The sequence below is a fragment of the Azospirillum thermophilum genome, assembly GCF_003130795.1.
Lineage (GTDB): Bacteria > Pseudomonadota > Alphaproteobacteria > Azospirillales > Azospirillaceae > Azospirillum > Azospirillum thermophilum.
In genome coordinates this window covers 121,488-143,685 of the sequence record NZ_CP029352.1, presented here as the reverse complement: position 1 = coordinate 143,685, position 22,198 = coordinate 121,488, and the positions used below count along the sequence as shown (strand labels likewise).

Here is a 22,198-nt window from a genome sequence, read left to right as displayed (position 1 = left end):
GGGCGACGCGGGCGCCGAACACCAGCGCCTCCAGCAGCGAGTTGCTGGCCAGCCGGTTGGCGCCGTGGACGCCGGTGCAGGCGACCTCGCCGCAGGCCCACAGCCCGTCCAGGCTGGTCCGCCCGTCGGCGTCGGTCAGCACCCCGCCCATGTGGTAATGTGCGGCCGGCGCGACCGGCACCGGCTCCCGCCGCGGGTCGAGCCCATGCCGGGCGCACAGCGCCAGCACGGTCGGGAAGCCGTCGGGCCGGGCGGCCAGTGCCGGCGCCATGTCGAGGAAGACAGGCTCGCCCGCCGCCACGCGCCGGCCGATGGCGCGCGCCACCACGTCGCGCGGCGCCAGCTCGGCCAGCGGATGCTCGTCGGGCATGAAGCGCCGGCCCTGCCGGTCGAGCAGCAGGGCGCCGGCCCCGCGCAGCGCCTCGGTCAGCAGGGGGCGGGATCGGCGTCGACCGCCAGGGCGGTGGGGTGGAACTGGACGAACTCCAGATCGGCCAGCCGGGCGCCGGCCCGCGCCGCCAGGGCCAGACCGTCGCCGGTCGCCTCCGGCGGGTTGGTGGTGCGGGCGAAGGCGGCGCCGATGCCGCCGGTCGCCAGCACGATCCGCGGGGCGCGGTGGAACACCCAGCCTTCGGGATGGAAGGCGAGCAGGCCGCAGACCCGCCCGGCGCGCACCACCAGATCCACCGCGAAGGCATCGGTCTCGACGCGGACGGAGGGGGTGGCGCGCAGGATGGCGGCCAGCGCCGTGACCAGCGTGCGGCCGGTGGCGTCGCCGCCGGCATGGACGATGCGGGCGGCGCCGTGGGCGGCCTCGCGGCCGAGCAGCGGCGCGCCGTCCGGCCCGCGGTCGAAGGGCAGGCCGGCGGCCAGCAGGGCGCGGACCTGCTCCGCCCCCTCCTCGGCCAGCAGGGCGGCCATGGCGGCGTCGACCAGCCCGGCCCCGGCGGCGACCGTGTCGGCGGCATGGGCGGCCGGGCTGTCCTGCGGCCCGATGGCGGCGGCGATGCCGCCCTGGGCATGGGCGCTGGAGCCGCCGGGCAGATCCGGCGTCTTGGTCAGCAGCGTCACCGCCCGCGGCGCCAGCCGCAGCGCCGCCGTCATGCCCGCGAGGCCGGAGCCGACGACGATCACCTCGGCGTCCCGGACGAGATAGGGGACGAGATGGGGAACCGGTGCAGTCATGACGCACCTCGTGGTGAGGGGGGAGGGGGAGGGGGCGCTACCGCGGCTTGACCGCCAGCATGCGCTCCACCGCCAGCCGGGCGCGGGCGGCCAGATCCGGGGCGATCTCGACCCGCGGTTCCAGCGTGCGCAGCGAGGCCAGGATGTTCGCCAGCGTGATCCGCTTCATGTGCGGGCACAGGTTGCAGGGCCGCACGAACTCGGTCTCCGGGGCGGAGGCGGCGACGTTGTCGCTCATCGAGCATTCGGTGACCATCAGCACCCGCGGCGGCCGCTCCTTGCCGACATAGTCGATCATGCGGGCGGTGGAGCCGACGAAGTCGGCGGCGGCCAGCACGTCGGGCGGGCATTCCGGATGGGCGATGACCACCAGATCGTCGAAGCGGCTGCGGAAGTCGGCGATCTCCGCCCCGGTGAAGCGCTCGTGCACCTCGCAATGGCCCTTCCAGGCGATGATCTCGACCCTGGTCTGGCTGGCGACATGCTTGGCGAGATACTCGTCGGGCAGGAAGATCACCCGCTCCGCCCCCAGCGACTCCACGACCTCCACCGCGTTGCCGGAGGTGCAGCAGATGTCCACCTCCGCCTTCACGGCGGCCGAGGTGTTGACGTAGGCGACCACCGGCACGCCGGGATAGCGCTGGCGCAGCAGCCGCACGTCCTCCGGCGTGATCGACTCGGCGAGCGAGCAGCCGGCCGACAGGTCGGGGCACAGCACGATCTTCGCCGGGTTCAGCAGCTTCGCCGTCTCGGCCATGAAGTGCACGCCGGCCAGCACGATCACGTCGGCGTCGGTCTCGGTCGCGCGGGCGGCCAGCGCCAGGCTGTCGCCGACGATGTCGGCCACGCCGTGGAAGATCTCCGGCGTCTGGTAATTGTGCGCCAGCACCACCGCGTTGCGCTCGCGCTTCAACTCGGTGATGGCATGGACGAGCGGGGCGTGGAACGGCCACTCCACCGCCGGCATGACGCGCTTCATCCGCTCATAGGCCGGCCGGGTCGCCTCCGCGATCTCGGGCGTATAGGCGAGGTCGCCGACCTCCGGGGCCTGCGGCGGCTTCGGGAAGGCGGTGTCGGGCATGGGTCGCTCCCTTAATGCTCGTTGCGAGCAAAAAGCTATATGCTCTTATCGAGCATATCAAGCGCGAAAAGAGGGTGGCGAAACCGCAGCCGGGGCCGGGCTGTTGTGGGGGAGGACGAATGTCGGGTCGAACCTGGGAGAGAGCCGCGATGAAAGCCTTCTTGAGCGCCGTGATCGCCGTGGTGGTGCTGGCGGTCGGCGCCGGCATCCTGCTGCCGGACCTGCTGGCGCGCTCGTCGGACGAGAGCTTCGCCACCTCCTCCACGCGGGTGGGCGACGACGCCTCGATCGGGCACCGCAACTTCAGCGGCCAGCCGCGGCGGTAACGCTTCCCGCTCCGCGGCCGGGGCGGTGGCCTCTCCTGCTCCGCCGCCGGCGGGCGCCTTGTCTTATTCCGCCGCCTGCGGCGCCCCCTTTTATTCCGCCGCCTGCGGCGGCGGGGGGGCAAGACCCTTGCGGCGCTGCTCCTCGTACCAGCGGTGATGGTGCTCGATGGCCCAGTTCTCGTCCACCTCGCCGCGGCCCATGGCGTCGAAGGCGCCTTCCATGCCGATGGTGCCGATGTAGATGTGGCCGATGATGGCGGCGATCATCAGCCCGGCCAGCACGGCGTGGATGACGTGCAGGATCTGCATCCCGCCGATCCCCGTCACCGTGAAGGGCACCATCAGCAGATAGCCGGTCAACGCCATCGCCGCCCCGCCGAACACCACCGACCAGAAGACGCCCTTCTGCCCGGCGTTGAAGCGGCCGGCCTCGGGATGCTCGCCGCCCTTGTCGAGCAGGCCGCCCAGCGTGCGCAGCCAGATCCAGTCGGCCTTCTCCGGGATGTTGTCGCGCACCCACAGCACGAGGATCAGGAGCAGGCCGAAGACGAAGGGGACGCTGACGAAGTTGTGCACCGACTTCGACCAGACGGCGAGGCCGGTGAAGGCCGGGTGGCCGATCAGCGGGATCAGCAGCGGCCGGCCGAAGGTCAGCACCAGCCCGGTCGCCGCCATCACCAGGAAGCTGACCGCCGTCGTCCAGTGGGCGAAGCGGTCGAGCCCGCCGAAGCGCGGGACCATGCGGCCGGAGCGGCCGGCATGGATGCGGATGGTGCCGCGGAACAGGTAGAACAGGCCGAGCGCCGCCAGCATCGCCAGCACCAGCCCGCCGACCAGCAGCCGCAGCGTGTGCGACCGGAACTCCCGCCACTCCCGCCCCTGCGGCTGGATTAGCACCGACAGCTTCTCGTCGGGCAGGCTGATCCGCCCGATCTCCTTGTCCTCCGGCACATAGAGCTGCACCTGGTCCTTCGTGGCGGGCGTGGCCGGGCCGGGCGTCTGGTAGAGCTGCGCCTGGACCGCCGGGGCGGCCAGCAGCATCGCGGCCAGGACCAGAAGGCGGCCCAGAGACGGAAAGAGGCCCAGGGTCGGAAAGAGGCGGAGCAGGGGCATGGCGGTCGTCTCCGAATGATCCCGGCGCGGCGGATGAAAGGGCGGACGAAGGGAGGGGCGGACGAAAGGGGCGGGGCGGTGGCGCCCGGGATCCGCCCCTTACGATCCGCCGGTCGCCGCCCCGCCGGGTGCCAGCGCGCTGCCGGCGTCGCGCCGGCCATAGGCGGTGGTCCAGCCGGTGGCGCCGCTGCCGTAGCCGCGGCGGACCACCCGCTCGGCATAGATGTCGGCCAGCACGTCGCCGTCGCCGGCCATCAGGGCGCGGGTCGAGCACATCTCGGCGCACAGCGGCAGCTTGCCCTCGGCCAGCCGGTTGGAGCCGTACTTCTGGTACTCCTCCGGCGTGTTGTCGGCCTCGGGGCCGCCGGCGCAGAAGGTGCACTTGTCCATCTTGCCGCGGCTGCCGAAGTCGGTGGAGCGCGGGAACTGCGGCGCGCCGAACGGGCAGGCGTAGAAGCAGTAGCCGCAGCCGATGCACAGGTCCTTGGAATGCAGCACCACCCCGTCGGCCGTCTGCAGGAAGCAGTCGACCGGGCAGACCGCGGCGCAGGGCGGGTCGTTGCAGTGCATGCAGGCCATGGAGACCGACCGCTCGCCCGGCATGCCGTCGTTCAGCGTGACCAGCCGGCGGCGGTTGATGCCCCAGGGCACCTCGTGCTCGTTCTTGCAGGCGGTGACGCAGGCGTTGCACTCGATGCAGCGCTCGGAGTCGCACAGGAACTTCATGCGGGCCATCGTCGTCGGTCCTCCCCTCACGCCGGTTCGACGCGGCACAGCGTGACCTTGGTTTCCTGCATGAAGGTGACGGGGTCGTAGCCGTAGGTCGTCACCCCGTTCACCGGCTCGCCCAGCACGATCGGGTCGGTGTCCGGCGGGTAGTTGCCCCGCAGGCTCTCGCCCTGCCAGTAGCCGGAGAAATGGAAGGGCATGAAGACGGTGCCGCTGCCCACCCGCTCGGTGACCAGCGCGCGCACCTTGGCGCGCGCCGCGTTCTCCGGCCCATGGACCCAGACCCAGGCGCCGTCGCGGATGCCCAGCCGCTCGGCGTCCTTCACGTTGATCTCGGCGAACATGCTCTGCTGCAGCTCGGCGAGCCAGGGGTTGGAGCGCGTCTCCTCGCCGCCGCCCTCATACTCGACCAGCCGGCCGGAGGTCAGCACCATGGGGAACTTCTCGCGCAGGTCGCTGTCCGCCACCTTGAACTGCAGCGAGCGGGCGAGCTGCACCAGGCGGAAGTCGCGCCGGTCCTCGATGGCCGGATAGGCCTTCACCAGTTCCGGCCGCGGCGAGTAGATCGGCTCGCGGTGGACCGGCACCGGGTCGGGCAGGTTCCAGGCGAGGGCGCGGGCCTTGGCGTTGCCGTGCGGCACGCAGCCGTGCTTCAGCGCCACCCGGATGATGCCCATGGACAGGTCGGTCTGCCAGCTCACCTCGTCGATCTTGTCGCCGCCGATGGCCTCGATGACGCGCCTCTCCTCGGCCGTCAGCTCCTTGTCCCAGCCCAGCTTCCTCAGCACGGCCATGGTGAATTCCGGATAGCCGTCCCGGATGTCCGACCCCTTCGAGTAGGAGCCGTCGGCCAGCAGGCTGACGCCGTTGCGCTCCACCCCGAAGCGGGCGCGGAAGACGCCGCCGCCGTCCATCACATGCCTGGAGGTGTCGTAGAGCACGGCGCTGCCGGGGTGCCGGATCTCCGGATGGCCCCAGCTCGGCCAGGGCAGGCCGTAATAGTCGCCCCGGCAAGGGCCGTCGGCCGCCCGCATGGTGATCTTGTCGAAGTCGGCCTGATGCTTCATGTGCATCTTCAGCCGCTCCGGCGACTGGCCGGTGGCGCCGATGGCGAGGCAGCCGCGGTTCATCTCGCGCAGGATGTCCTCCGGCACGGGCCGCGTGCCCTCCACCGTGATGTGCTTGAACATCTCCTCGGCGAAGCCCAGCCTGCGCGCCAGCAGGTAGATGATCGTGTAGTCGTCCTTCGATTCGAAGATCGGCTCCACCACCTTCTCCCCCCACTGCATCGAGCGGTTGGAGCAGGTGCGCGAGCCGTCCGTCTCGAACTGGGTGCAGGCCGGCAGGATATAGGTGCCGTCGCGCCGCTCCCTGATCGCGGCGAAGGTCGTCGGGTGCGGGTCGGCGATGACCAGCAGGCTGAGCGCCGCCAGCCCCTTCACCATCTCCGGCATGCGGGTGACGGTGTTGCCGCCGTGGCCGAAGCACATCATGGCGCGCAGCGGGCTCGGCTGCTCGATCTGGCCCGGCTGGGCGAGCACCGCGTCGAACCAGCGGGTGGTCGGGATGCCCTTCGCCTCCATCAGGTCCTTCGAGGCGAAGCGGGACTTCATATAGTCGTAATCGACGTCCCAGACGCGGCAGAAGTGCTTCCACGCCCCTTCCGCCAGCCCGTAGTAGGCGGGCAGGGTGGAGACGTCGAGGCCGAAATCCGTCGCCCCCTGCACGTTGCAGTGGCCGCGGTAGATGTTGGCGCCGCCGCCGGCCACGCCGATGTTGCCCAGTGCGAGCTGCAGGATCGACAGTGCCCGCACGTTGGCGGTGCCGACCGTGTGCTGCGTCACGCCCATGCACCAGATGACCGTGCTGGGCTTGTTCTTCGCCAGCGCCTCCGCCACCCGGCGCATCTGGGTGCCGGGAACGCCGGTGACCCGCTCGACCTCCTCCGGCGTCCACTTCCTCACCTCGGCGCGGACCTCGTCCATGCCGTAGACGCGCTGGCGGATGTACTCCTTGTCCTCCCAGCCGTTCTCGAAGATGTGCCACAGCAGGCCCCAGGCGACGGGGATGTCGGTGCCGGGACGGATGCGGACATATTCGGTGGCGTGCGCCGCCGTCCGGGTGAAGCGCGGGTCGATGACGATGAAGGGGGCGCGGTTGTGCTCCTTGCCGCGCAGCATGTGCTGCATGGAGACGGGGTGCGCCTCCGCCGGGTTGCCGCCGACGATCAGCAGCGCCTTGGAGTTCTGGATGTCGTTGTAGCTGTTGGTCATGGCGCCGTAGCCCCAGGTGTTCGCCACCCCGGCCACGGTCGTGGAATGGCAGATGCGCGCCTGATGGTCGACGTTGTTGGTTCCCCAGAAGGCCGCCAGCTTGCGGTAGAGATAGGCCCCCTCGTTGGAGAACTTGGCCGAGCCCAGCCAGAACACGGCGTCCGGCCCGGACTGCCGGCGGATCTCCATCAGCCTGTCGCCGATCTCCCCGATCGCCTGGTCCCAGGAGATGCGCTGCCACTGGCCGTCCACCAGCTTCAGCGGGTACTTGACCCGGCGCGAGCCCTTGGTCAGCTCGCGCACCGAGGCGCCCTTGGCGCAGTGGGTGCCCTGGTTGATCGGGCTTTCCCAGCCCGGTTCCTGCCCGACCCAGACGCCGTTCTGCACCTCCGCGATCACCGTGCAGCCGACCGAGCAGTGGGTGCAGACGTTCTTGCGCGTCACCAGCTCGACGTTCGGCAGGATCGGCCCGGCGTCCGCCTTGCGGATCATGGTGGCGGGCAGCGCGCCGACCGCCGCGAGACCGCCGGTGGCGAGGCCGGAACGGCGCAGGAAGCCGCGGCGGCTGACGCCGTCCCCCAGCGCGCCGGCCAGCGCCCTCGACAGCGAGCCGCGCGGGGTTGCGGAGCCGGTCTTCTTCAGCATGGCGGGTCCCCTTCGGCGGTCACGGGCAATTGGGTCACGGGCAACTGGGTCACGGGCAATTGGGTCATGGGCGGTCCGGTTGTGGGCGGTCCGGCTACAGGCGATTCAGGGCGTAGAAGCGCTTGACGTGCTCGGTCTCGCGGTAGCGGGACTTCACCTGGTCCTGCGGCGACTCATCCGCCTGCGCCCCGCCGGCCGGAAGCACGGCCGCCGCCGCCCCGGCGGTGCCGAGGCCCAGCGCCTTCAGCAGGTCGCGGCGGTCGAATCCGGGCTTGCCGGCTCCTGAATCCCTGGTCTTGTCGGCACTCATGACCCGCTGTCCTCCAGCATCGCGAAGCAGTCCGTCTCGATGGACAGGAAAAGCCGGCCGATGGTTCCGACCGGCCGGTAGAGGCTGGCCGACCGGGCGGTCTCCAGATCGGCGAAGAAGCGCCCGGCCCAGGGGGCGAGGTGGCGCCGGAACAGGATGTGCTGCAGCCGGAGGTCCGGCGGACCCAGCGTGCCGTCCGCCAGGGCGGCCATCGTCTCGCACAGGGCCGCGATATGGTCCTCGGGCTCCGCCACGTCGGGGGCGCGCTCGATGCCCAGCGCCTCCAGGTCGGCGCGCAGCTCGGCCAGCGGCCGGTCGTGCAGCAGCCCCGTGCGGTAGTAGGAGGCGTAGGGCACCAGCTCGCCCTGGACCACGCCGATGAACAGGGCGTGGTACTCGGCGCCGGCCGCCGCCTCGTCCGTCGCGCGGGCCGCCGCGGCCAGCGCCGAGAAGGCCTCGCCCAGCGGGGTGCCGTCGCCTTCGAGCCCGCCCAGCGTCGTCAGCAGCAGCTCCGACGGGGGCCGGGCCAGCGTGCGGGCCAGCAGGGCATAGGCATGCGCCCGCATCAGGTCGGTGTCGTCGATCGTCGATGCTGTCACTCCCCCGAACGGCACGGATGCCCCCCTTCTGCCCACAGCTCCGGTTGAAGCGACAACAGGGCGGCGGGGAAAAAGTCACGCGGCCGGCCGGCGCTGCCGGTATGCTGCCGCTCCCGGCCTGGAGACCGGAACGAAGGGGGAAGGGAACGATGACCATGACGGAGCCGATGACCATGGGCGATTGGCCGGCGACGGTGCTGGGCGACGACCTGCGCGGACGGCGCGTGCTGGTGACCGGCAGCAGCCGCGGGATTGGCGCCGCGCTGGGCGTGGCGCTGGCCGGGCTGGGCGCGCGGGTGGTGCTGCACGGCTCGGGATCGAGCGCCGCGGCGCATCGGCTCGCCGCGGCGCTGGCGGAGCAGGGGGCCGACGTGCGGGCGGTGACCGGCGACTTCCGCCGGCCGGACGCCGTGGAGGCGGTGGTCGACGCCGCGGTGGAGACGCTGGGCGGGCTCGACGTGCTGGTCAACAACGCCGGCACCATGGTCGGGCGCATGCCGCTGGCGGCGCTGGAGGACGGCTTCCTCGACGAGGTGGTGGACCTGAACCTGCGCTCGGTGGTGGTCGCCTGCCGGCGGGCCTTGCCGGCCCTGAAGGCGGCCGGCGGCGGGGTGATCGTCAACACCGTTTCAATTTCAGCGCGGAGCGGCGGCAGCCCCGGCTCCTCCCTCTACAGCGCGTCGAAGGCCTTCGTGGCGACCTTCACCCGCTCGCTGGCGACGGAGCTGGCCGGCGACCGCATCCGCGTCAACGCGGTGTCGCCGGGCACCATCGACACCGATTTCCACCAGCGCTACTCGACGCCCGAGAAGCTGGCGGCCACCGCCGCGCGCATCCCGCTCGGCCGCATCGGCACGGCGGAGGACTGCGTCGGCGCCTATCTGTTCCTGATGTCGGAGCGGCTCAGCGGCTATGTGACGGGTCAGGTGGTGGAGGTGAATGGCGGTCAGCTGATGCCGTGACGATCTCCCCGTCCGGTCCCGGAGAGGGCAGGGCGGCGGGCGGATCCTCGATGGCGGCGGGCTCCGCGGCCGTCCCGCCGGCCGTCTGGTCCGCTTCCTCCGGCGCCTCCTCTTCCGCCACCTCCTGCGCGGGCTGGTCGGGGAAGACGCGGTCGAGCAGCCGGGCGATGTCGTCGGTGGGCAGCAGACTGCCGTAGCCCGGCGCGTTGAAGTCCCAGTCATACTCGGCGAAGCCGCGGAACTCCGCGATCTTCGGGTCGCTGCTCCAGGCCTTGCGCAGGGCGAGGCGGCGCAGCTCCTCCGGGACGCGCTCGCCCAGGAAGGCGCTGTAGTCGCTGTCGGCGCCCAGGCTGTCGAGCGGCGGCAGGACGGAGGCGGCCTCCTCCTCCTCCTCCGGCGGCGGGGCTGCGCTTTCGCCGGCCGGCTCTTCGCGGGCCGGCCCCCCGGCGGCGGGCGTCGCGGTCCCGCGCTTCAGGCGGGACCAGCGGTCGAGGAAGCTCTCACGATCGGCCATGCGGCGTCTCCTGCGGGGCGGCGCCGTCCGGGCGGTGGCGGGCCAGCGCCTCGGTGTCGGCGCGGTCGCGGCGGCGCTTGTGGAAGGGGCGGGGGACGTAATGGCGGGCGACGAAGCGCTCCATCCTCAGGACGAGCGGCGCCGGCAGGGGCAGCGCCTCGATCAGGTCGTCGCCGGCGTCGGAATGGGCGTCCACCTCGCCGGGATCGACCGTCGCCAGCAGCAGGCGCATGCCGGGCTCCCCGGCGCCGCGCCGCAGCACGACGTAGATCGACGGCCGGCCGCCGTCGAGATTGTGCCTGTAGTTCTCCGCCTCGCTGGGGAACAGCGCGACCTCCGCCGGGCCGGCGTGGAAGAGGGTGGCGCCGCCGGCCTCCTCCAGCACCGTCCAGGGGGCAAGCTGCGGCTGCTCCGGTACGATGGCGACCGGCCGCCAGGAGGCGTCCGCCCAGGGGCTGTCCAGCCGGCGGCGCTCCACCAGCACGCCGACCGTTCTGCGTTCGCTGCGATCCATGCGGGGTCCGGCTCCTGCCTCTTTCAGCGCTCTCTCCGAAAGAGACAACGGCCGGGAGGGAGCTTTGGTGCCCGCCGCTGTTCCCGTCTGATGCCGCCGCGTCGCGATTTCCGGCGCGATCTTTCAGGGAACCGGACCCATGCGCACCATCCTGCCGCTCGCCGTCGCCGTCCTGCTCGCCGGCTTTCCCGCCCTGGCGCAGGACGCCGCGACCAAGGATGCGCTGTCGGGGGACAAGGCCGTCCAGGACAGCCAGCAGCCGAACCCCACGCCCCAGGGCACCCGCTCGCCCGAGGCCTCGACCAGCGGCGCGACGCAGCACCCCGACCTGCAGCAGGCGCTGGCCGCCGTGCGGCGGGCGCCGCCCGACCTCCAGGGCAACCCGGTGCCGCGCCCCAACTGGCTGGCGAGCGAGCCGGACCAGCCCGACGAACCGTCGCGCTCCCGGGATCCCTCCGACCTCAGCAGCCAGGAGGTGAAGTGAGCCTCGCGCCGTTCCGATCAGCCTGCCCGATCAGCCGGAGGCGTGGCGCAGGCGGACGCGGATCAGGCCGCTGCCCTCGGGGTCGGCGCGGTCGGGCTTCAGCATGGCCTCCAGCAGCTTGATGTCGCTCGACCAGTAGGGGACGTACCAGGCGCGGTCCACGTCCATCACCAGGACCCGCCGCCGCACCGCGTCATAGGCGGCGATGGGCGAGATGTGGCCGAAGGGCTGGTCGCCGGTCAGGGTGCCCTGGTCGAAGGCGGCCAGGATGACGTCGCCGGCGCTCTGCTCGTTCTCGTTCAGGATGCGGCGCAGCTCGGCCAGCGTCTCCGGCGACATGTCGCGCGGGCGGAAGACCTCCACGTCCGCGTCGATGTCGAACGCCTCCAGGCTCCGGCGCACATAGTCGGCCAGCTCCGTGAAGGAGATGCCCTCGCCGTTCTCCGCCACCGCCTCGCGCCAGTGGTCGTCGTTGACCGCGTTCAGAAGCTGGCTGTGGGTGACCAGACGCTGCGACGCCTGCTTCGGCAGGCCGCGCAGTGCGTTCAGCATCATCACGACGCTGGTGGATGAGCAGGAGCTGCCCGTCGACTGGGCGATGTAGTAGGGGCTGAGCGCCCAATAGTCCGGCGCCTCCGCCCGCTTCAGATACTCGCGGTCCTGGGTCAGCGGAACCGCGTCCGGTCCGAACTTCGGCCTGATCTCCTCCTGGCCCTGGGCCGAGACCGCGATGCAGGCGGTCCAGATCGTCACGGCGGCCAGCGTCTTCAGTTGCTTCATCACACGGGGTCTTCGGTTGCGGCGGTGCGGCGGCGGCGGTCGCCCGACCGGGCCGCCGCGGAGGTGCAGCGGAATATGGTGGAGCGGGGCGGAGGCGCCAAGCCGCTTCGCTTGCCCGAAGCCGGGACAAATGGCTGGAAGGCCGGCAGGGCGTCGTCGCCCGGCGGCAGGCTCCGGGTCCGGTGGCGGGGGATGGGACAAGGGCTGGGCCTCCTTCCGCGCGGGTGACGGGGCAGAGCATCCCGCCATGCAAGGAACGGACCCGTTCTCCCGCCGCTCCCGCCGCGCGGGGCGTTACTCCCGATGCCCCGGGCGGTTTCACACCATTCAGGATAGGAAATTATCTTTCGCCGGCTCGGCGTGACACTTCCCCCATGCCGCGGCGGCCGGACGGCTCACGTCCTTGCTTTTTCTCCGGGTCGGGAATGTCGGTCTTGCCAACATTCAACGTCGTGGTTAGCTTGCTGCCCAAAGAATAGGCCGTTCGCTTCTTCGGCTAGCATGAAGAGAAGAAGCAAATGGAGGGAGACAATTCCATGCCGGCAGGATATCCGGCGCGCGGCATTACGCTGCGCGCACCGCCGATGCTGTGCCTATAGCCCACTGATCAACGAAACGACGGCGGCCCCGGCCGGTGGACCGCGAGCGACGGGTGTCGCCGCGGCGCGGGGATCGTCTAATACTTAAGATAGGGAAGGAAGCTACCCCATGCGTGTGTTCGACCATCCCGACTTCGACGATCATGAGCAGGTGGTCTTCTGCTCCGATTCCGAGTCCGGCCTGCGCGCCATCATCGCCGTCCACGACACGACGCTGGGGCCGGCGCTGGGCGGCTGCCGCATGTGGCCCTACGCCAGCGACGAGGAGGCCCTGCGCGACGTGCTCCGCCTGTCGCGCGGCATGACCTACAAGTCGGCGATGGCCGGGCTGCCGCTGGGCGGCGGCAAGTCGGTGATCATCGGCAACCCGCGCACCGGCAAGAGCGAGGCGCTGCTGCGCGCCATGGGCCGCAACGTCGAGCGGCTGAACGGCCGCTACATCGTCGCCGAGGATTCCGGCACCGGCGTGCCCGACATCCAGGCGATGGCGACCGAGACCGCCCATGTTTCCGGCATCTTCGAGAAGCCGACGGCCGACGGCGGCGCGCGCAACGGCGACCCCTCGCCGGCCACCGCCTACGGCGTGTTCGTCGGGCTGAAGGCGGCGGTGCGCCACCGGCTCGACCGCGGCGACCTCGACGGGCTGACCGTCGCCATCCAGGGCGTGGGCAGCGTCGGCGCCCATCTCGCCCGCCATCTGCGCGAGGCCGGCGCCCGCCTGTGGATCGCCGACATCGACCGGGAGCAGGTCCGCCGCGTGGCCGAGGAGCTGGACGCCGTCCCGGTCGGGGTGGACGAGATCTTCGACCTGCAGGTCGACGTCTTCGCCCCCTGCGCGCTGGGCGCCATCCTGAACGACGACACCGTGGCGCGCCTCAACGCGCCGGTGGTGGCCGGGGCGGCGAACAACCAGCTCGCCGTGGCGCATCACGGCCGCGCCCTGTTCGACCGCGGCATCCTCTACGCCCCGGACTACGTCATCAATGCCGGCGGCGTGATCGACGTCCATTACGAGCGGGCCGGCTACGACCACGGGCGCGTGCTGCGCCACATCGAGTCGATCGGCGGCACCCTTGCCGAAATCTTCGAGCGGTCCGACGCGGAACGCCTGCCGACGGCGGCGGTCGCCGACCGCATCGCGCGGCAGCGGATCGAGAACGCGCGCGCCCGTTGACCGGCGCCCGACAGGACGGAGATCGGCCCATGACCGACATCGACAGCACCGCGGACGGCCTCCGGGCCGCCGCCCCCTCCGGCAGCGCGAGTGATGCGGCGCCGGTCCGGCACGCGCAGTGGTCCTCGCGCCTCGCCTTCATCCTGGCCGCCACCGGTTCGGCGGTGGGGCTCGGCAACATCTGGAAGTTCCCCTACATCACCGGCGAATACGGCGGCGGCGCCTTCGTCCTCGTCTATCTCGCCTGCATCGCCGTCATCGGCATCCCCATCATGATGGCGGAGGTGGCGCTGGGGCGCCGCGGCGGGCAGAGCCCGATCAACACCATGCGCCGCATCCTGCGCGAGGACGGGCGGTCGCGCCACTGGGCGCTGATCGGCTGGCTGGGCGTCGCGGCGGCCTTCCTGATCCTGACCTTCTACAGCGTGATCGGCGGCTGGGCGGTCGCCTATGTGGTGCGGGCGGGCGGCGGGGCCTTCTCCGGCGCCTCCTCCGACGGGATCGCCGCGCTGTTCTCCGGCCTGCTGGCCAGCCCCGGCGAGCTGCTGTTCTGGCACGGCGTCTTCATGGCCCTGACCGTCGCGGTGGTGGCGCGCGGCGTCAGCGGCGGGCTGGAGCGCGCGACCTCCATCCTGATGCCGGCCCTGTTCGTCATCCTGCTGGTCCTGGTCGGCTATGCGCTGGCGAGCGGCCACTTCTCCCAGGGCCTGCGGTTCCTCTTCTCCCCCGACTTCTCGAAGATCGGGGTCGGCGGCGTGCTGGCGGCGCTGGGCCACGCCTTCTTCACGCTCAGCCTCGGCATGGGGGTGATGATCGCCTACGGCTCCTACCTGCCGCGCGGCGTGTCGATCACCCGCACCGCCGTCTCCGTCTCGGTGATGGACACCACGGTGGCGCTGCTGGCCGGGCTCGCCATCTTCCCGCTGGTCTACGCCAACGGGCTGGAGCCCTCGGCCGGGCCGGGGCTGGTGTTCAAGACGCTGCCGCTCGCCTTCGGGCAGATGCCGCTCGGCGGGCTGTTCGGGGCGGCCTTCTTCGTGCTGCTGGTCTTCGCCGCCTGGACCTCCTCCATCTCGCTGCTGGAGCCGCTGGTCGAGTGGCTGGAGGAGCATCGCGGCGTGCGCCGCGGGATCGCCGCCGCCGCCGCCGGGATCGTGGCCTGGGTGATCGGCATCGCGTCGGCCCTGTCCTTCAACCTGTGGGCCGACGTCCGGCCGCTGGGAATGTTCGCGGCCTTCGCCGACAAGGGCATCTTCGACCTGCTGGACTATCTGACGGCCAACCTGATGCTGCCGCTGGTCGGCCTCGCCACCGCGGTGTTCGCCGGCTGGGTCCTGTCCCCCCGCATCCTGGAGGGCGAGCTGTCGGAGGGCCGCGGCCACGTCTTCCGGCTGTGGCGTTTCCTGATCCGCTGGGTCAGCCCGGTCGCGGTGGCCGCGGTCTTCTGGCACAATCTCGGCTGAGCCCGTCCGAAGACGGCGGCGCTGAAGGCGCGGGCCGCTATTGCGCCCGCGCCTTCAGCGTGTCCGACGGCTTCTCCCCGTACATCGCCGCATAGTAGGTCGAGAAGCGGCCGAGGTGCCAGAAGCCGTGGTCCATGGCGATGCCCGCCACGGTGGCGCTGCGCGGGTCGGCGGCCTTCAGCGCCCGGCGGGCGGCGTTCAGCCGGATCATCCGCAGCCAGGCCTTGGGCGTGATGCCCAGCACGCTGGCGAAGCTGTATTCCAGCATGCGGGTGGTCACCCCGACCGCCTGCGCGATCTGCGCCACCGACAGCGTGTCGTCCGGATGGGCGCGGACATACTCCACCACCCGGTCGACCAGCACGTGGCGCTGCGAGGGCGCCAGCGACCGTTCCGGCTCCGGCGCGTCGGAGGTGATCTGCTCCACCACCTGCAGGCAGCGGTCGAGGATCGGCATGTGCACGCCGGCATGGCGCAGCAGCCCGCCCGGCCCGGCGGCCTCCTGCGGCGCGGCGCCGGCCTCCGGAACGCTGTTCAGCAGCCGCTCCAGCTCGGCGCGCAGCTTCGTCGCATGGCTGCTGGGAAAACAGCCGCTGCGCAGCCGGTCCATCCCCGGCAGCGTCAGGCGGTAGTCCTTCAGCCGCCTGGCGTCGATGGCGATCGCCAGCACCGACATCGGGCCGGAGCAGATGAACTCGCACACCTTGGCGCCGCTGAAGGCCATGATGTCGTTCTCCTCCACCTCCTTGCCCTCGAACCGGGCGGGGGCCGAGCGCAGCGACGGCAGGCCGATCACCACCATGTCCGGCGGCGGCGCCGTGTGCTGGTGCAGGCGCAGGTTGGTCGTCTCGCGGATCAGGCGGACGCCGGGGATCACCACCTCCCGCAGCTCGCCCGCGAAGCGCCCGGGCTGAAGCTGGCTGTAGCACTGCGTCCAGCCGCGCAGCGCCTTCTCCTGGTCGCACACATCCTCCGCGCGGTCGGTGATCACCTCCACGGATTCCGGATCGCCCATCTCCGTTGCTCCCGTCGTTGCCGGGCCGCCCTTGCGGTGTGACTTTTCGTCTTGTTCCAGGGCAGCCCCATGCCCTGTTGCCCGTCCGAATGCTCCCATATCGGCGGCGGATGTCAAACTGTTCCGCAGAGGGTGTCAGGCACTTCGCAAAGCGGATAGTGTAAGCCGTCAAGACAGCCGAAATAACGATCGTATTATCTTTGTGCAGTGCCATGACACGCTTTGTGCAACCTGCCCGTTCATGCGGCAGTGCAATGAAGAGATGGATGGCCTTCCCGGCTAGTTCGCAGAGATCAGTCCGTCATGCCGTCGAAATGCGGCCGGTCAAAGGATCGGCCAATTTCCGTATGACATAAGAGCCGTGACGGCTTGACCGGGACTGCGCCCGTTTAAAGTACATCGGTCTTTGAAAGACATGAGAACCGGCGGCGACTCTGGAAGATCAGCAGCCGATGAAGATAAATCCCGCCATTTCGCATAGCGGATAGATCGCCCTGCTTCCGCTGGTGCAGACTCAAGCGGTTGGTGGGGCTGACTGTCTGAAAGTGGGGCAAATGCATAAAAAGACGGCAGACGTGCTGATCCTGGGGGCCGGTCCGTCCGGGGTCGCGCTGGCCTGCCGCCTGACGGCGCTCGGCTGGTCGGTCGCCCTGCTCTCCGCCCCCCGCGCCCCCGCCTGGGAAGGGATGTCGCCCCGCGTGGTGGAGGGGCTGCGCCGCGCCGGCTGCCGCGAGGCGGTGGCCGCGGCGGGCGGGCCGGTGCGCCGCAGCGCCCATTGGAACGGCCTCGCCTCCGGCCTCAACGGCGAGCATCTGGTGGAACGGCCGGCCTTCGACGCCGCCCTGCTGCGCGACGCGGCGGCGGCGGGGGTGGCGCCGCTGTCCGCCACGGTGGCCGACCTGCGCCCGGGGCCGGAGGGCTGGCTGGCGCTGGACGCCGCCGGCCGGCCGCTCGCCGCCGGCCGCTTCCTGGTGGAGGCGCGCGGCCGCCGCGCCCCGCGGTCGGGCGGCCTGCGCGACCGCGGCCCGCGCACCGTGGCGGTCGCCCGGCTCTACCAGGGACCCCACGGCCCGGATGGCTCGGCGGCCAGCGCTGCCGCCGCCTTTCCCGACGGCTGGGCCTGGATGGCCCGCCTGCCGGACGGCCGCCGCATGGTGCAGGTCATGGTGGACGCCGCGGCGGTGCCGGCGCGCGGCGGGCTGACCGGGCTGCAGGAACAGTGCGTCGCCGCCTCGCCGGAGGCGCTGGCCTGGATCGCCGGCTGCGCGCCCCTCCACGACGCCGCGGCGCGCGACGCCACGGCGGTGCTGCGGACGGAGGTGATCGGCCCCGGCTGGCTGCGCATCGGCGACGCCGCCTTCACCGGCGACCCGCTCTCCGGCCACGGCGTCCATGCCGCCCTTTCCGGCGCCTTCGCCGCCACCGCGGCGGTCAACACGCTGCTGGCCGACCCCGGCGCGCTGCCGCTCGTCCGCCGCTTCGTCGAGGGACGCTGCGCCGAGCTGTTCGCCCATGGCGCAGCGGTCGGCAACGCCTTCTACCGGCAGGAGACGCGCTGGGCCGACCGCCCCTTCTGGCGCGCCCGCGCCGCCTGGCCGCCGGCCCCGCCGCCGCCGGCCCGGCACGGGGTGCGGCACTGCCCGGTGGTGATCGGCGACCGCATCGAGGAGCGCGAGGTCCTGGTCACCCCGCAGCTTCCGCGCGGCGTGCTGACCATCGAGGGGGTGGAGCTGGCGCCGCTGATGCGGCTGGCCGGGCAGGCGGCGGGGGCATCCGCCGCGCCGGCGTCGGCGATCGAGCTTGCGCGGCGGCTGGGCCAAGAGCCGCCGCGCGTTGCGACCGCTCTGGCCTGGCTCGGCCGGAACGGTTTTCTGGGAGTCGGCGGAGGGATGCCGCTCCCCTGAGGGGCAAGAACGGGGAGAACAACCATATGGGACTGAAGACAGGGTTGGCCGGCGGCCTGACGCTGGCCGCGGTGCTGGCGGTCCAGGGCGGGGCCGCCGCCGCCGAACCGCCGGGGGCAGCGGCGGCCCAGGCGATCATCAAGGAGCGCTGCACCACCTGCCATGAACGGCAGGCCGACGGAACGCTCAACCGCATCGACCACGTCCGCAAGACGCCGGAAGGCTGGACGATGACGCTGTTCCGGATGAACCAGATCCACGGGGCGAACCTGACGCCGGAGGAAAGCCGCAAGCTGGTCGCCTACCTGTCCGACCGCCAGGGGCTGGCGCCGGAGGAGGCCGCCCCCTTCCGCTACATCCTGGAACGCCAGCCTTCGGTGGTGGAGACGCCGATCGCCGAAGGCGACCTGTCGGTCACCTGCGGCCGCTGCCATTCCATCGCGCGCGTCGGGCTGCAGCGGCGCGACGCCGACGAATGGCGCCGCCTCGCCCACTTCCACCTCGGCCAGTGGCCGACCGCGGAGTATCAGGCGCTGGGCCGCGACCGCAAATGGTGGGAGATCGTCTCCACCCGGACGCCGACGCTGCTGGGCAGCAAGTTCCCCTTCCAGACCAAGGAATGGACCGCCTGGGCGAAGGCGCCGAAGCCCGAGCTCGCCGGCACCTGGACGGTCAGCGGCCACCGGCCGGGCCTGGGCAGCTATGGCGGCACCGCCACCGTCACGCGGGACGGCGACGGCTACAGCGTCGCCTACGACCTGACGGACGCCGCCGGCAAGCCGCTGTCGGGCAAGGGCCGCTCGGTCGTCTATACCGGTTACGAGTGGCGCGGCTCGACGACGCTCGGCGGCCAGGAGGTGCGGGAGGTCTTCGCCGCCTCCAAGGACGGCCGCCGGATGACCGGCCGCTGGTTCCTCGCCGACCATGACGAGATCGGCGCCAGCTTCACCGCCGTGAAGGCGGAGGCCGGCGCCCCGGCCATCCTCGGCTACAGCCAGGAATCCCTGAAGGCCGGCACCACCGCGCGCATCACCGTCTGGGGCACCGGGCTCGACGGCGGCACGGCCGACTTCGGCCCCGGCGTGACGGCGAAGGTCGTCTCCCAGGCGCCCGGCGCCGTGGTGGTCGAGGCGACCGCCGCCGCCGGCGCGGCCCCCGGCGCCCGCAAGGTGACGGTCGGCAAGGCCAGGGGCGACGGCTTCACGGTCTATGCGAAGATCGACAGCGTCCAGGTCGAACCGCCCTACACCATCGCCCGCGTCGGCGGAAACGGCGGCACCACGGCACCGGTGACGGCCCAGTTCGAGGCGGTCGGCTACCTCAACGGCAAGGACGGCAAGCCCGGCACCAGGGACGACGTGCGCGTCGGCCCGCTGCCCGCCGACTGGAGCCTGGAGCCCTACAACGAGGCCGCGAAGCAGATGGAGGACGTGAAGTTCTCCGGCGGTATCGGCCCGTCCGGCCTGTTCCAGCCCGCCGCCGCCGGCCCCAACCCGCAGCGCGTCTTCGGCACCAACAACATCGGCGACCTGAAGGTGGTGGCGACGGTCAGGGACGGCGAGCACGGCGTCAGCGGCTCCGGCCGGCTGATCAGCACCGTGCAGCGCTGGAACGATCCGCCCATCCGCTGACCCCAGGGGAGACGAGCCCATGACTACCCTTCAACTGGCGCGCAACGACGTCCGCGCCATGACGGTCGGCGACCGGCGCCTGCTGTTCCATGTCCCGACCAGCGGCCTGTTCGAGCTGGACGAGGTCGGCACCCACCTCTACGACCTGTTCGCCGAGCTGGAGCGGGTGGGGGAGGACGACATCCGCCGCCGCTTCGACGGCATCGCCGAGCCGGCCCAGGTGGTGGAGACCCTGCGCGAGCTGATCACGCTGCGCGTCATCGACGACGGCATGGCCCGACCGGCCGCGGCCCCCATCGAGATCCGGGAATTCCCGCTCAGCACCGTCGTGCTCAACGTCAACACCGGCTGCAACCTGAGCTGCACCTACTGCTACAAGGAGGATCTCACCACCCCCGCCAAGGGGGAACGGATGGACTTCGACACCGCGGCGCGCAGCGTCGACCTGCTGCTGCAGGAGGCGAAGGGCCGCGACAGCGTCAACGTCGTCTTCTTCGGCGGCGAGCCGCTGACCAACCTGCCGCTGATCCGCCGGGTGGTGGAGTATGCCGGGGCCCGCGGGCGGGAGACCGGCCAGCGCATCGACTTCTCGCTGACCACCAACGCCGTGCTGCTGACCGAGGAGGTGGTGGACTGGCTCGACGCCCACCGCTTCGGCATCACCGTCAGCATGGACGGGCCGAAGCCGCTGCACGACCGCAACCGCCGGACGGTCGGCGGCAAGGGCAGCTACGACATCGTGTCGGCCAAGGCGCGGATGCTGCTCTCGCGCTACCGGTCGCGGCCGGTCGGGGCGCGGGTGACGCTGACCGCCGGGGTGACCGACGTGCAGGCGATCCATCATCACCTGAAGGACGAGATCGGCTTCTTCGAGGTGGGCTTCTCGCCGGTGACCTCCGGCGGCATGACCGCCTTCAACCTGTCGGGCGACGAGCTGGCCGAGGTCTTCGCCAACATGAAGGCGTTGGGCCGCGAGTATGTCGAGGCCGCGAAGCGCGGGGAGAACATCGGCTTCTCCAACATGCACCAGCTCATGACCGACCTGTCGGAGGGCACCACCAAGTCGCTGCCCTGCGGCGCCGGGCTCGGCATGCTGGCGGTGGACCGCCAGGGCGACCTGCATCTCTGCCACCGCTTCACCGGATCGACCCAGCCGACCTACGGCAATGTCGGCGACGGCATCGCCCGGGAAAGCCTCGCCGCCTTCCTGGAGGGCATGGCGAACCGGACGGGGACGGGCTGCGAGACCTGCTGGATCCGCAAGCTGTGCGCCGGCGGCTGCTATCACGAATCCTACGCCCGCTATTCCGACCCGGCGCATCCCACCTACCACTACTGCAACCTGATGCGGGATTGGATCGACTTCGGCATCCGCGCCTACGCCGAGATCACCGTCGCCAACCCGACCTTCATCGAGCGGCACGTCGCACCGCGGAGGGGGAAGAAATGAAGCATCTGAAGCCCTTGAACAGGAAGGCCTCGCTGGTCGACCAGGCGGTCGAGGACGGCCGGATGGAAGAGGTGGTGGCGATGCAGGTGGTGGTCGGCTGCGCCTCCACCCTCGACCCCGGCTGGGAGGTCGATCCCTTCGGCAGCGTCGCCGCCCTCTGCGCGCCGATGGAGGCGGACCTCTACGGCTGCTCCGACCCCTGCTGGTGGCCGGCCCAGGTGCCCGACACCATCAACACCTATCCGGACTGGAACGCCAAGGCGCCCTCCGCCCAGAACGACTGGCGGGAGCTGCAGTCGGTCTTCCCGAAGAAGTGAGCGGGGACAAGGGAGCCCATACCATGACCACACGCATTCTGGCCGCCCTGCTGGCCGCCCTGCTGCTTGCGGCGGCACCCGCCGTCTCCGCGAAGGAGTATCTGGTCACCGGCGCCAAGCCGAACAAGCTGGTGGTGATCGACGCCGCCGCCCGGCAGGTGACGAAGATCCACGAGATCCCCGGCGGCGGCATCGCCCCCGGCACCATCGTGCCCTCGCCGGACGGCAAGGTCGCCTACGTCGTCACCAACCACCTGAACAGCGTCTCCGGCATCGACCTGCAGACCGGGGAGCAGGTGTTCCGCGCCGACTTCTCCACCCCGGACCACCGGGTGAAGGCGATGTTCGCCATGGACGTCAGCCCCGACGGCAAGGAGCTGTTCGTCTTCCAGTCGCCGGTGCGCATCCTGCCCGGCGAGTACAAGGTGGAGGACACGCGCATCGCCGTCTTCAGAACCGCCGACGGCGTGGGCGCCAAGCCGGTGCGCACGATGAAGGCGCCGCGCCGCATCGCCGTGCTCGCCTTCTCCCGCGACGGCGGCACGCTGTGGGCGCTGGGCTGGGACCTCTACGCCATGGACCCCAAGACAGGCGCCGTCCGCCAGACGCACAAGGTGCTGAACTGGACGCGCAAGAACTACAACCCGCCGGACATCCTCGACGTCTGGCCGCAGTTCGAGCAGGCGGCGGTCTTCTCCACCCCCTACTTCACCTCGCGCAAGGACCTGCCGCCGACCGATCCCAGCGCCGCCAGGACCGGCATGCTGACGCTGGATCTGGCGTCGGGCAAGGTGGCGATGAAGGACTTCGAGGACACCAGCGCCGTGATCTTCTCCTCCGTCGTCAACCCGCAGAAGAAGGGGGAGGTCTTCTCGGTCTACACCCAGCTGTCCAAGATCGACGCCACGGCGGGCAAGCTGGTGAAGCGGATCGACCTGCCGCACACCTACTACGCCATCAACATCTCCGGCGACGGCAAGGAGGTCTATGTCGGCGGCACCACCTGCGACGTCGGCGTCTACAGCACCGACACGCTGGAGAAGCTGGGCGGCATCCAGATCGAAGGCTGCCCCGACCAGGGCGTGGCGTCGCTGAGGACGGTGCGCTGGTAGCGGCGGGGTCCCCGCTCC

The 22,198-nt window shown here is 71.3% G+C and carries 20 protein-coding genes and 1 pseudogene; 10 read left to right on the top strand and 11 right to left on the bottom strand.

The features are described from left to right. Positions 1–94: 94 nt before the first annotated feature. Positions 95–1,104, bottom strand: a pseudogene (locus DEW08_RS31805) (FAD-binding protein); the annotation flags it as partial. Positions 1,105–1,222: 118 nt separating this feature from the next. Continuing rightward, positions 1,223–2,266 carry a quinolinate synthase NadA gene (nadA, locus tag DEW08_RS00645; protein ID WP_109323654.1) on the bottom strand — a complete coding sequence of 348 codons (1,044 nt, stop codon included), beginning with the start codon at positions 2,264–2,266 and terminating at the stop codon, positions 1,223–1,225. A gap of 149 nt (positions 2,267–2,415) precedes the next feature. Between nadA and DEW08_RS30925 the strand changes: the two genes are divergently transcribed. Then, positions 2,416–2,592 carry a hypothetical protein gene (locus tag DEW08_RS30925; protein ID WP_168220216.1) on the top strand — a complete coding sequence of 59 codons (177 nt, stop codon included), beginning with the start codon at positions 2,416–2,418 and terminating at the stop codon, positions 2,590–2,592. Between the two features lie 90 nt (positions 2,593–2,682). Here DEW08_RS30925 and DEW08_RS00640 read toward each other — a convergent pair whose 3' ends face one another. The 5 genes from DEW08_RS00640 to DEW08_RS00620 all read right to left on the bottom strand — a co-directional run bounded on the left by DEW08_RS00640 (position 2,683) and on the right by DEW08_RS00620 (position 8,276). Then, on the bottom strand, positions 2,683–3,705 hold the full coding sequence (locus DEW08_RS00640; RefSeq protein WP_181449411.1) for a formate dehydrogenase subunit gamma: 1,023 nt from the start codon (positions 3,703–3,705) through the stop codon (positions 2,683–2,685). Between the two features lie 99 nt (positions 3,706–3,804). Continuing rightward, entirely contained in the window at positions 3,805–4,440 is a 636-nt protein-coding gene (gene fdh3B, locus DEW08_RS00635) for a formate dehydrogenase FDH3 subunit beta (RefSeq protein WP_109323653.1), read from the bottom strand. Between the two features lie 17 nt (positions 4,441–4,457). Further along, complete coding sequence (locus DEW08_RS00630; RefSeq protein WP_109323652.1) at positions 4,458–7,352, bottom strand: formate dehydrogenase subunit alpha; 2,895 nt, start codon at positions 7,350–7,352, stop codon at positions 4,458–4,460. Positions 7,353–7,446: 94 nt separating this feature from the next. Continuing rightward, positions 7,447–7,662: a twin-arginine translocation signal domain-containing protein gene (locus tag DEW08_RS00625; RefSeq protein ID WP_109323651.1), complete on the bottom strand. Its 216-nt coding sequence runs from the start codon at positions 7,660–7,662 to the stop codon at positions 7,447–7,449. Further along, entirely contained in the window at positions 7,659–8,276 is a 618-nt protein-coding gene (locus tag DEW08_RS00620; protein WP_342760724.1) for a TorD/DmsD family molecular chaperone, read from the bottom strand. The genes DEW08_RS00625 and DEW08_RS00620 overlap by 4 nt, the downstream gene beginning before the upstream one ends. 134 nt (positions 8,277–8,410) lie before the next feature. On the opposite strand from DEW08_RS00620, the gene DEW08_RS00615 reads away from it, so the two are divergent. Continuing rightward, entirely contained in the window at positions 8,411–9,223 is an 813-nt protein-coding gene (locus DEW08_RS00615) for an SDR family NAD(P)-dependent oxidoreductase (protein ID WP_109323650.1), read from the top strand. Here the strand turns inward: DEW08_RS00615 and DEW08_RS00610 are convergent. After that, entirely contained in the window at positions 9,165–9,737 is a 573-nt protein-coding gene (locus DEW08_RS00610) for a DUF3306 domain-containing protein (RefSeq protein ID WP_109323649.1), read from the bottom strand. The two genes, DEW08_RS00615 and DEW08_RS00610, sit on opposite strands and share 59 nt — an antisense overlap. Then, positions 9,724–10,251 (bottom strand): DUF3305 domain-containing protein, encoded by a 528-nt coding sequence (locus DEW08_RS00605; RefSeq protein ID WP_109323647.1) that lies wholly within the window; start codon positions 10,249–10,251, stop codon positions 9,724–9,726. Before DEW08_RS00605 ends, DEW08_RS00610 begins: the two co-directional genes overlap by 14 nt. Positions 10,252–10,390: 139 nt before the next feature. Here DEW08_RS00605 and DEW08_RS00600 point away from each other — a divergent pair, with 139 nt between their 5' ends. Next, on the top strand, positions 10,391–10,735 hold the full coding sequence (locus DEW08_RS00600; protein WP_109323646.1) for a hypothetical protein: 345 nt from the start codon (positions 10,391–10,393) through the stop codon (positions 10,733–10,735). Between the two features lie 30 nt (positions 10,736–10,765). Here DEW08_RS00600 and DEW08_RS00595 read toward each other — a convergent pair whose 3' ends face one another. Beyond that, positions 10,766–11,515, bottom strand: coding sequence for a phytochelatin synthase family protein (locus DEW08_RS00595; protein WP_109323643.1), 750 nt, complete (start codon positions 11,513–11,515; stop codon positions 10,766–10,768). A gap of 708 nt (positions 11,516–12,223) precedes the next feature. Between DEW08_RS00595 and DEW08_RS00590 the strand changes: the two genes are divergently transcribed. Beyond that, the gene (locus DEW08_RS00590) at positions 12,224–13,288 is read left to right on the top strand and encodes a Glu/Leu/Phe/Val dehydrogenase dimerization domain-containing protein (protein WP_109323642.1); all 1,065 of its coding nucleotides are present in this window, start codon (positions 12,224–12,226) and stop codon (positions 13,286–13,288) included. 29 nt (positions 13,289–13,317) lie between these two features. Next, on the top strand, positions 13,318–14,751 hold the full coding sequence (locus DEW08_RS00585; RefSeq protein ID WP_109323637.1) for a sodium-dependent transporter: 1,434 nt from the start codon (positions 13,318–13,320) through the stop codon (positions 14,749–14,751). A 37-nt stretch (positions 14,752–14,788) separates the two neighbouring features. On the opposite strand, the gene DEW08_RS00580 is transcribed toward DEW08_RS00585, so the two are convergent. Further along, the gene (locus DEW08_RS00580; protein ID WP_109323632.1) at positions 14,789–15,766 is read right to left on the bottom strand and encodes a helix-turn-helix domain-containing protein; all 978 of its coding nucleotides are present in this window, start codon (positions 15,764–15,766) and stop codon (positions 14,789–14,791) included. Between the two features lie 554 nt (positions 15,767–16,320). On the opposite strand from DEW08_RS00580, the gene qhpG reads away from it, so the two are divergent. Genes qhpG through peaD form a run of 5 tightly spaced genes read left to right on the top strand, consistent with a single transcriptional unit; the run spans position 16,321 to position 22,180 of the window. Next, complete coding sequence (gene qhpG / locus DEW08_RS00575) at positions 16,321–17,670, top strand: flavin-dependent monooxygenase QhpG (protein WP_146214603.1); 1,350 nt, start codon at positions 16,321–16,323, stop codon at positions 17,668–17,670. A 26-nt stretch (positions 17,671–17,696) separates the two neighbouring features. Continuing rightward, complete coding sequence (gene peaA / locus DEW08_RS00570) at positions 17,697–19,301, top strand: quinohemoprotein amine dehydrogenase subunit alpha (protein WP_109323629.1); 1,605 nt, start codon at positions 17,697–17,699, stop codon at positions 19,299–19,301. Between the two features lie 19 nt (positions 19,302–19,320). Beyond that, positions 19,321–20,751, top strand: coding sequence for a quinohemoprotein amine dehydrogenase maturation protein (gene peaB / locus DEW08_RS00565; RefSeq protein ID WP_109323628.1), 1,431 nt, complete (start codon positions 19,321–19,323; stop codon positions 20,749–20,751). Next, positions 20,748–21,068 (top strand): quinohemoprotein amine dehydrogenase subunit gamma, encoded by a 321-nt coding sequence (gene qhpC, locus DEW08_RS00560; protein WP_109323626.1) that lies wholly within the window; start codon positions 20,748–20,750, stop codon positions 21,066–21,068. Before peaB ends, qhpC begins: the two co-directional genes overlap by 4 nt. Before the next feature lie 23 nt (positions 21,069–21,091). Continuing rightward, on the top strand, positions 21,092–22,180 hold the full coding sequence (gene peaD, locus DEW08_RS00555) for a quinohemoprotein amine dehydrogenase subunit beta (RefSeq protein WP_109323625.1): 1,089 nt from the start codon (positions 21,092–21,094) through the stop codon (positions 22,178–22,180). Positions 22,181–22,198 lie beyond the last annotated feature (18 nt).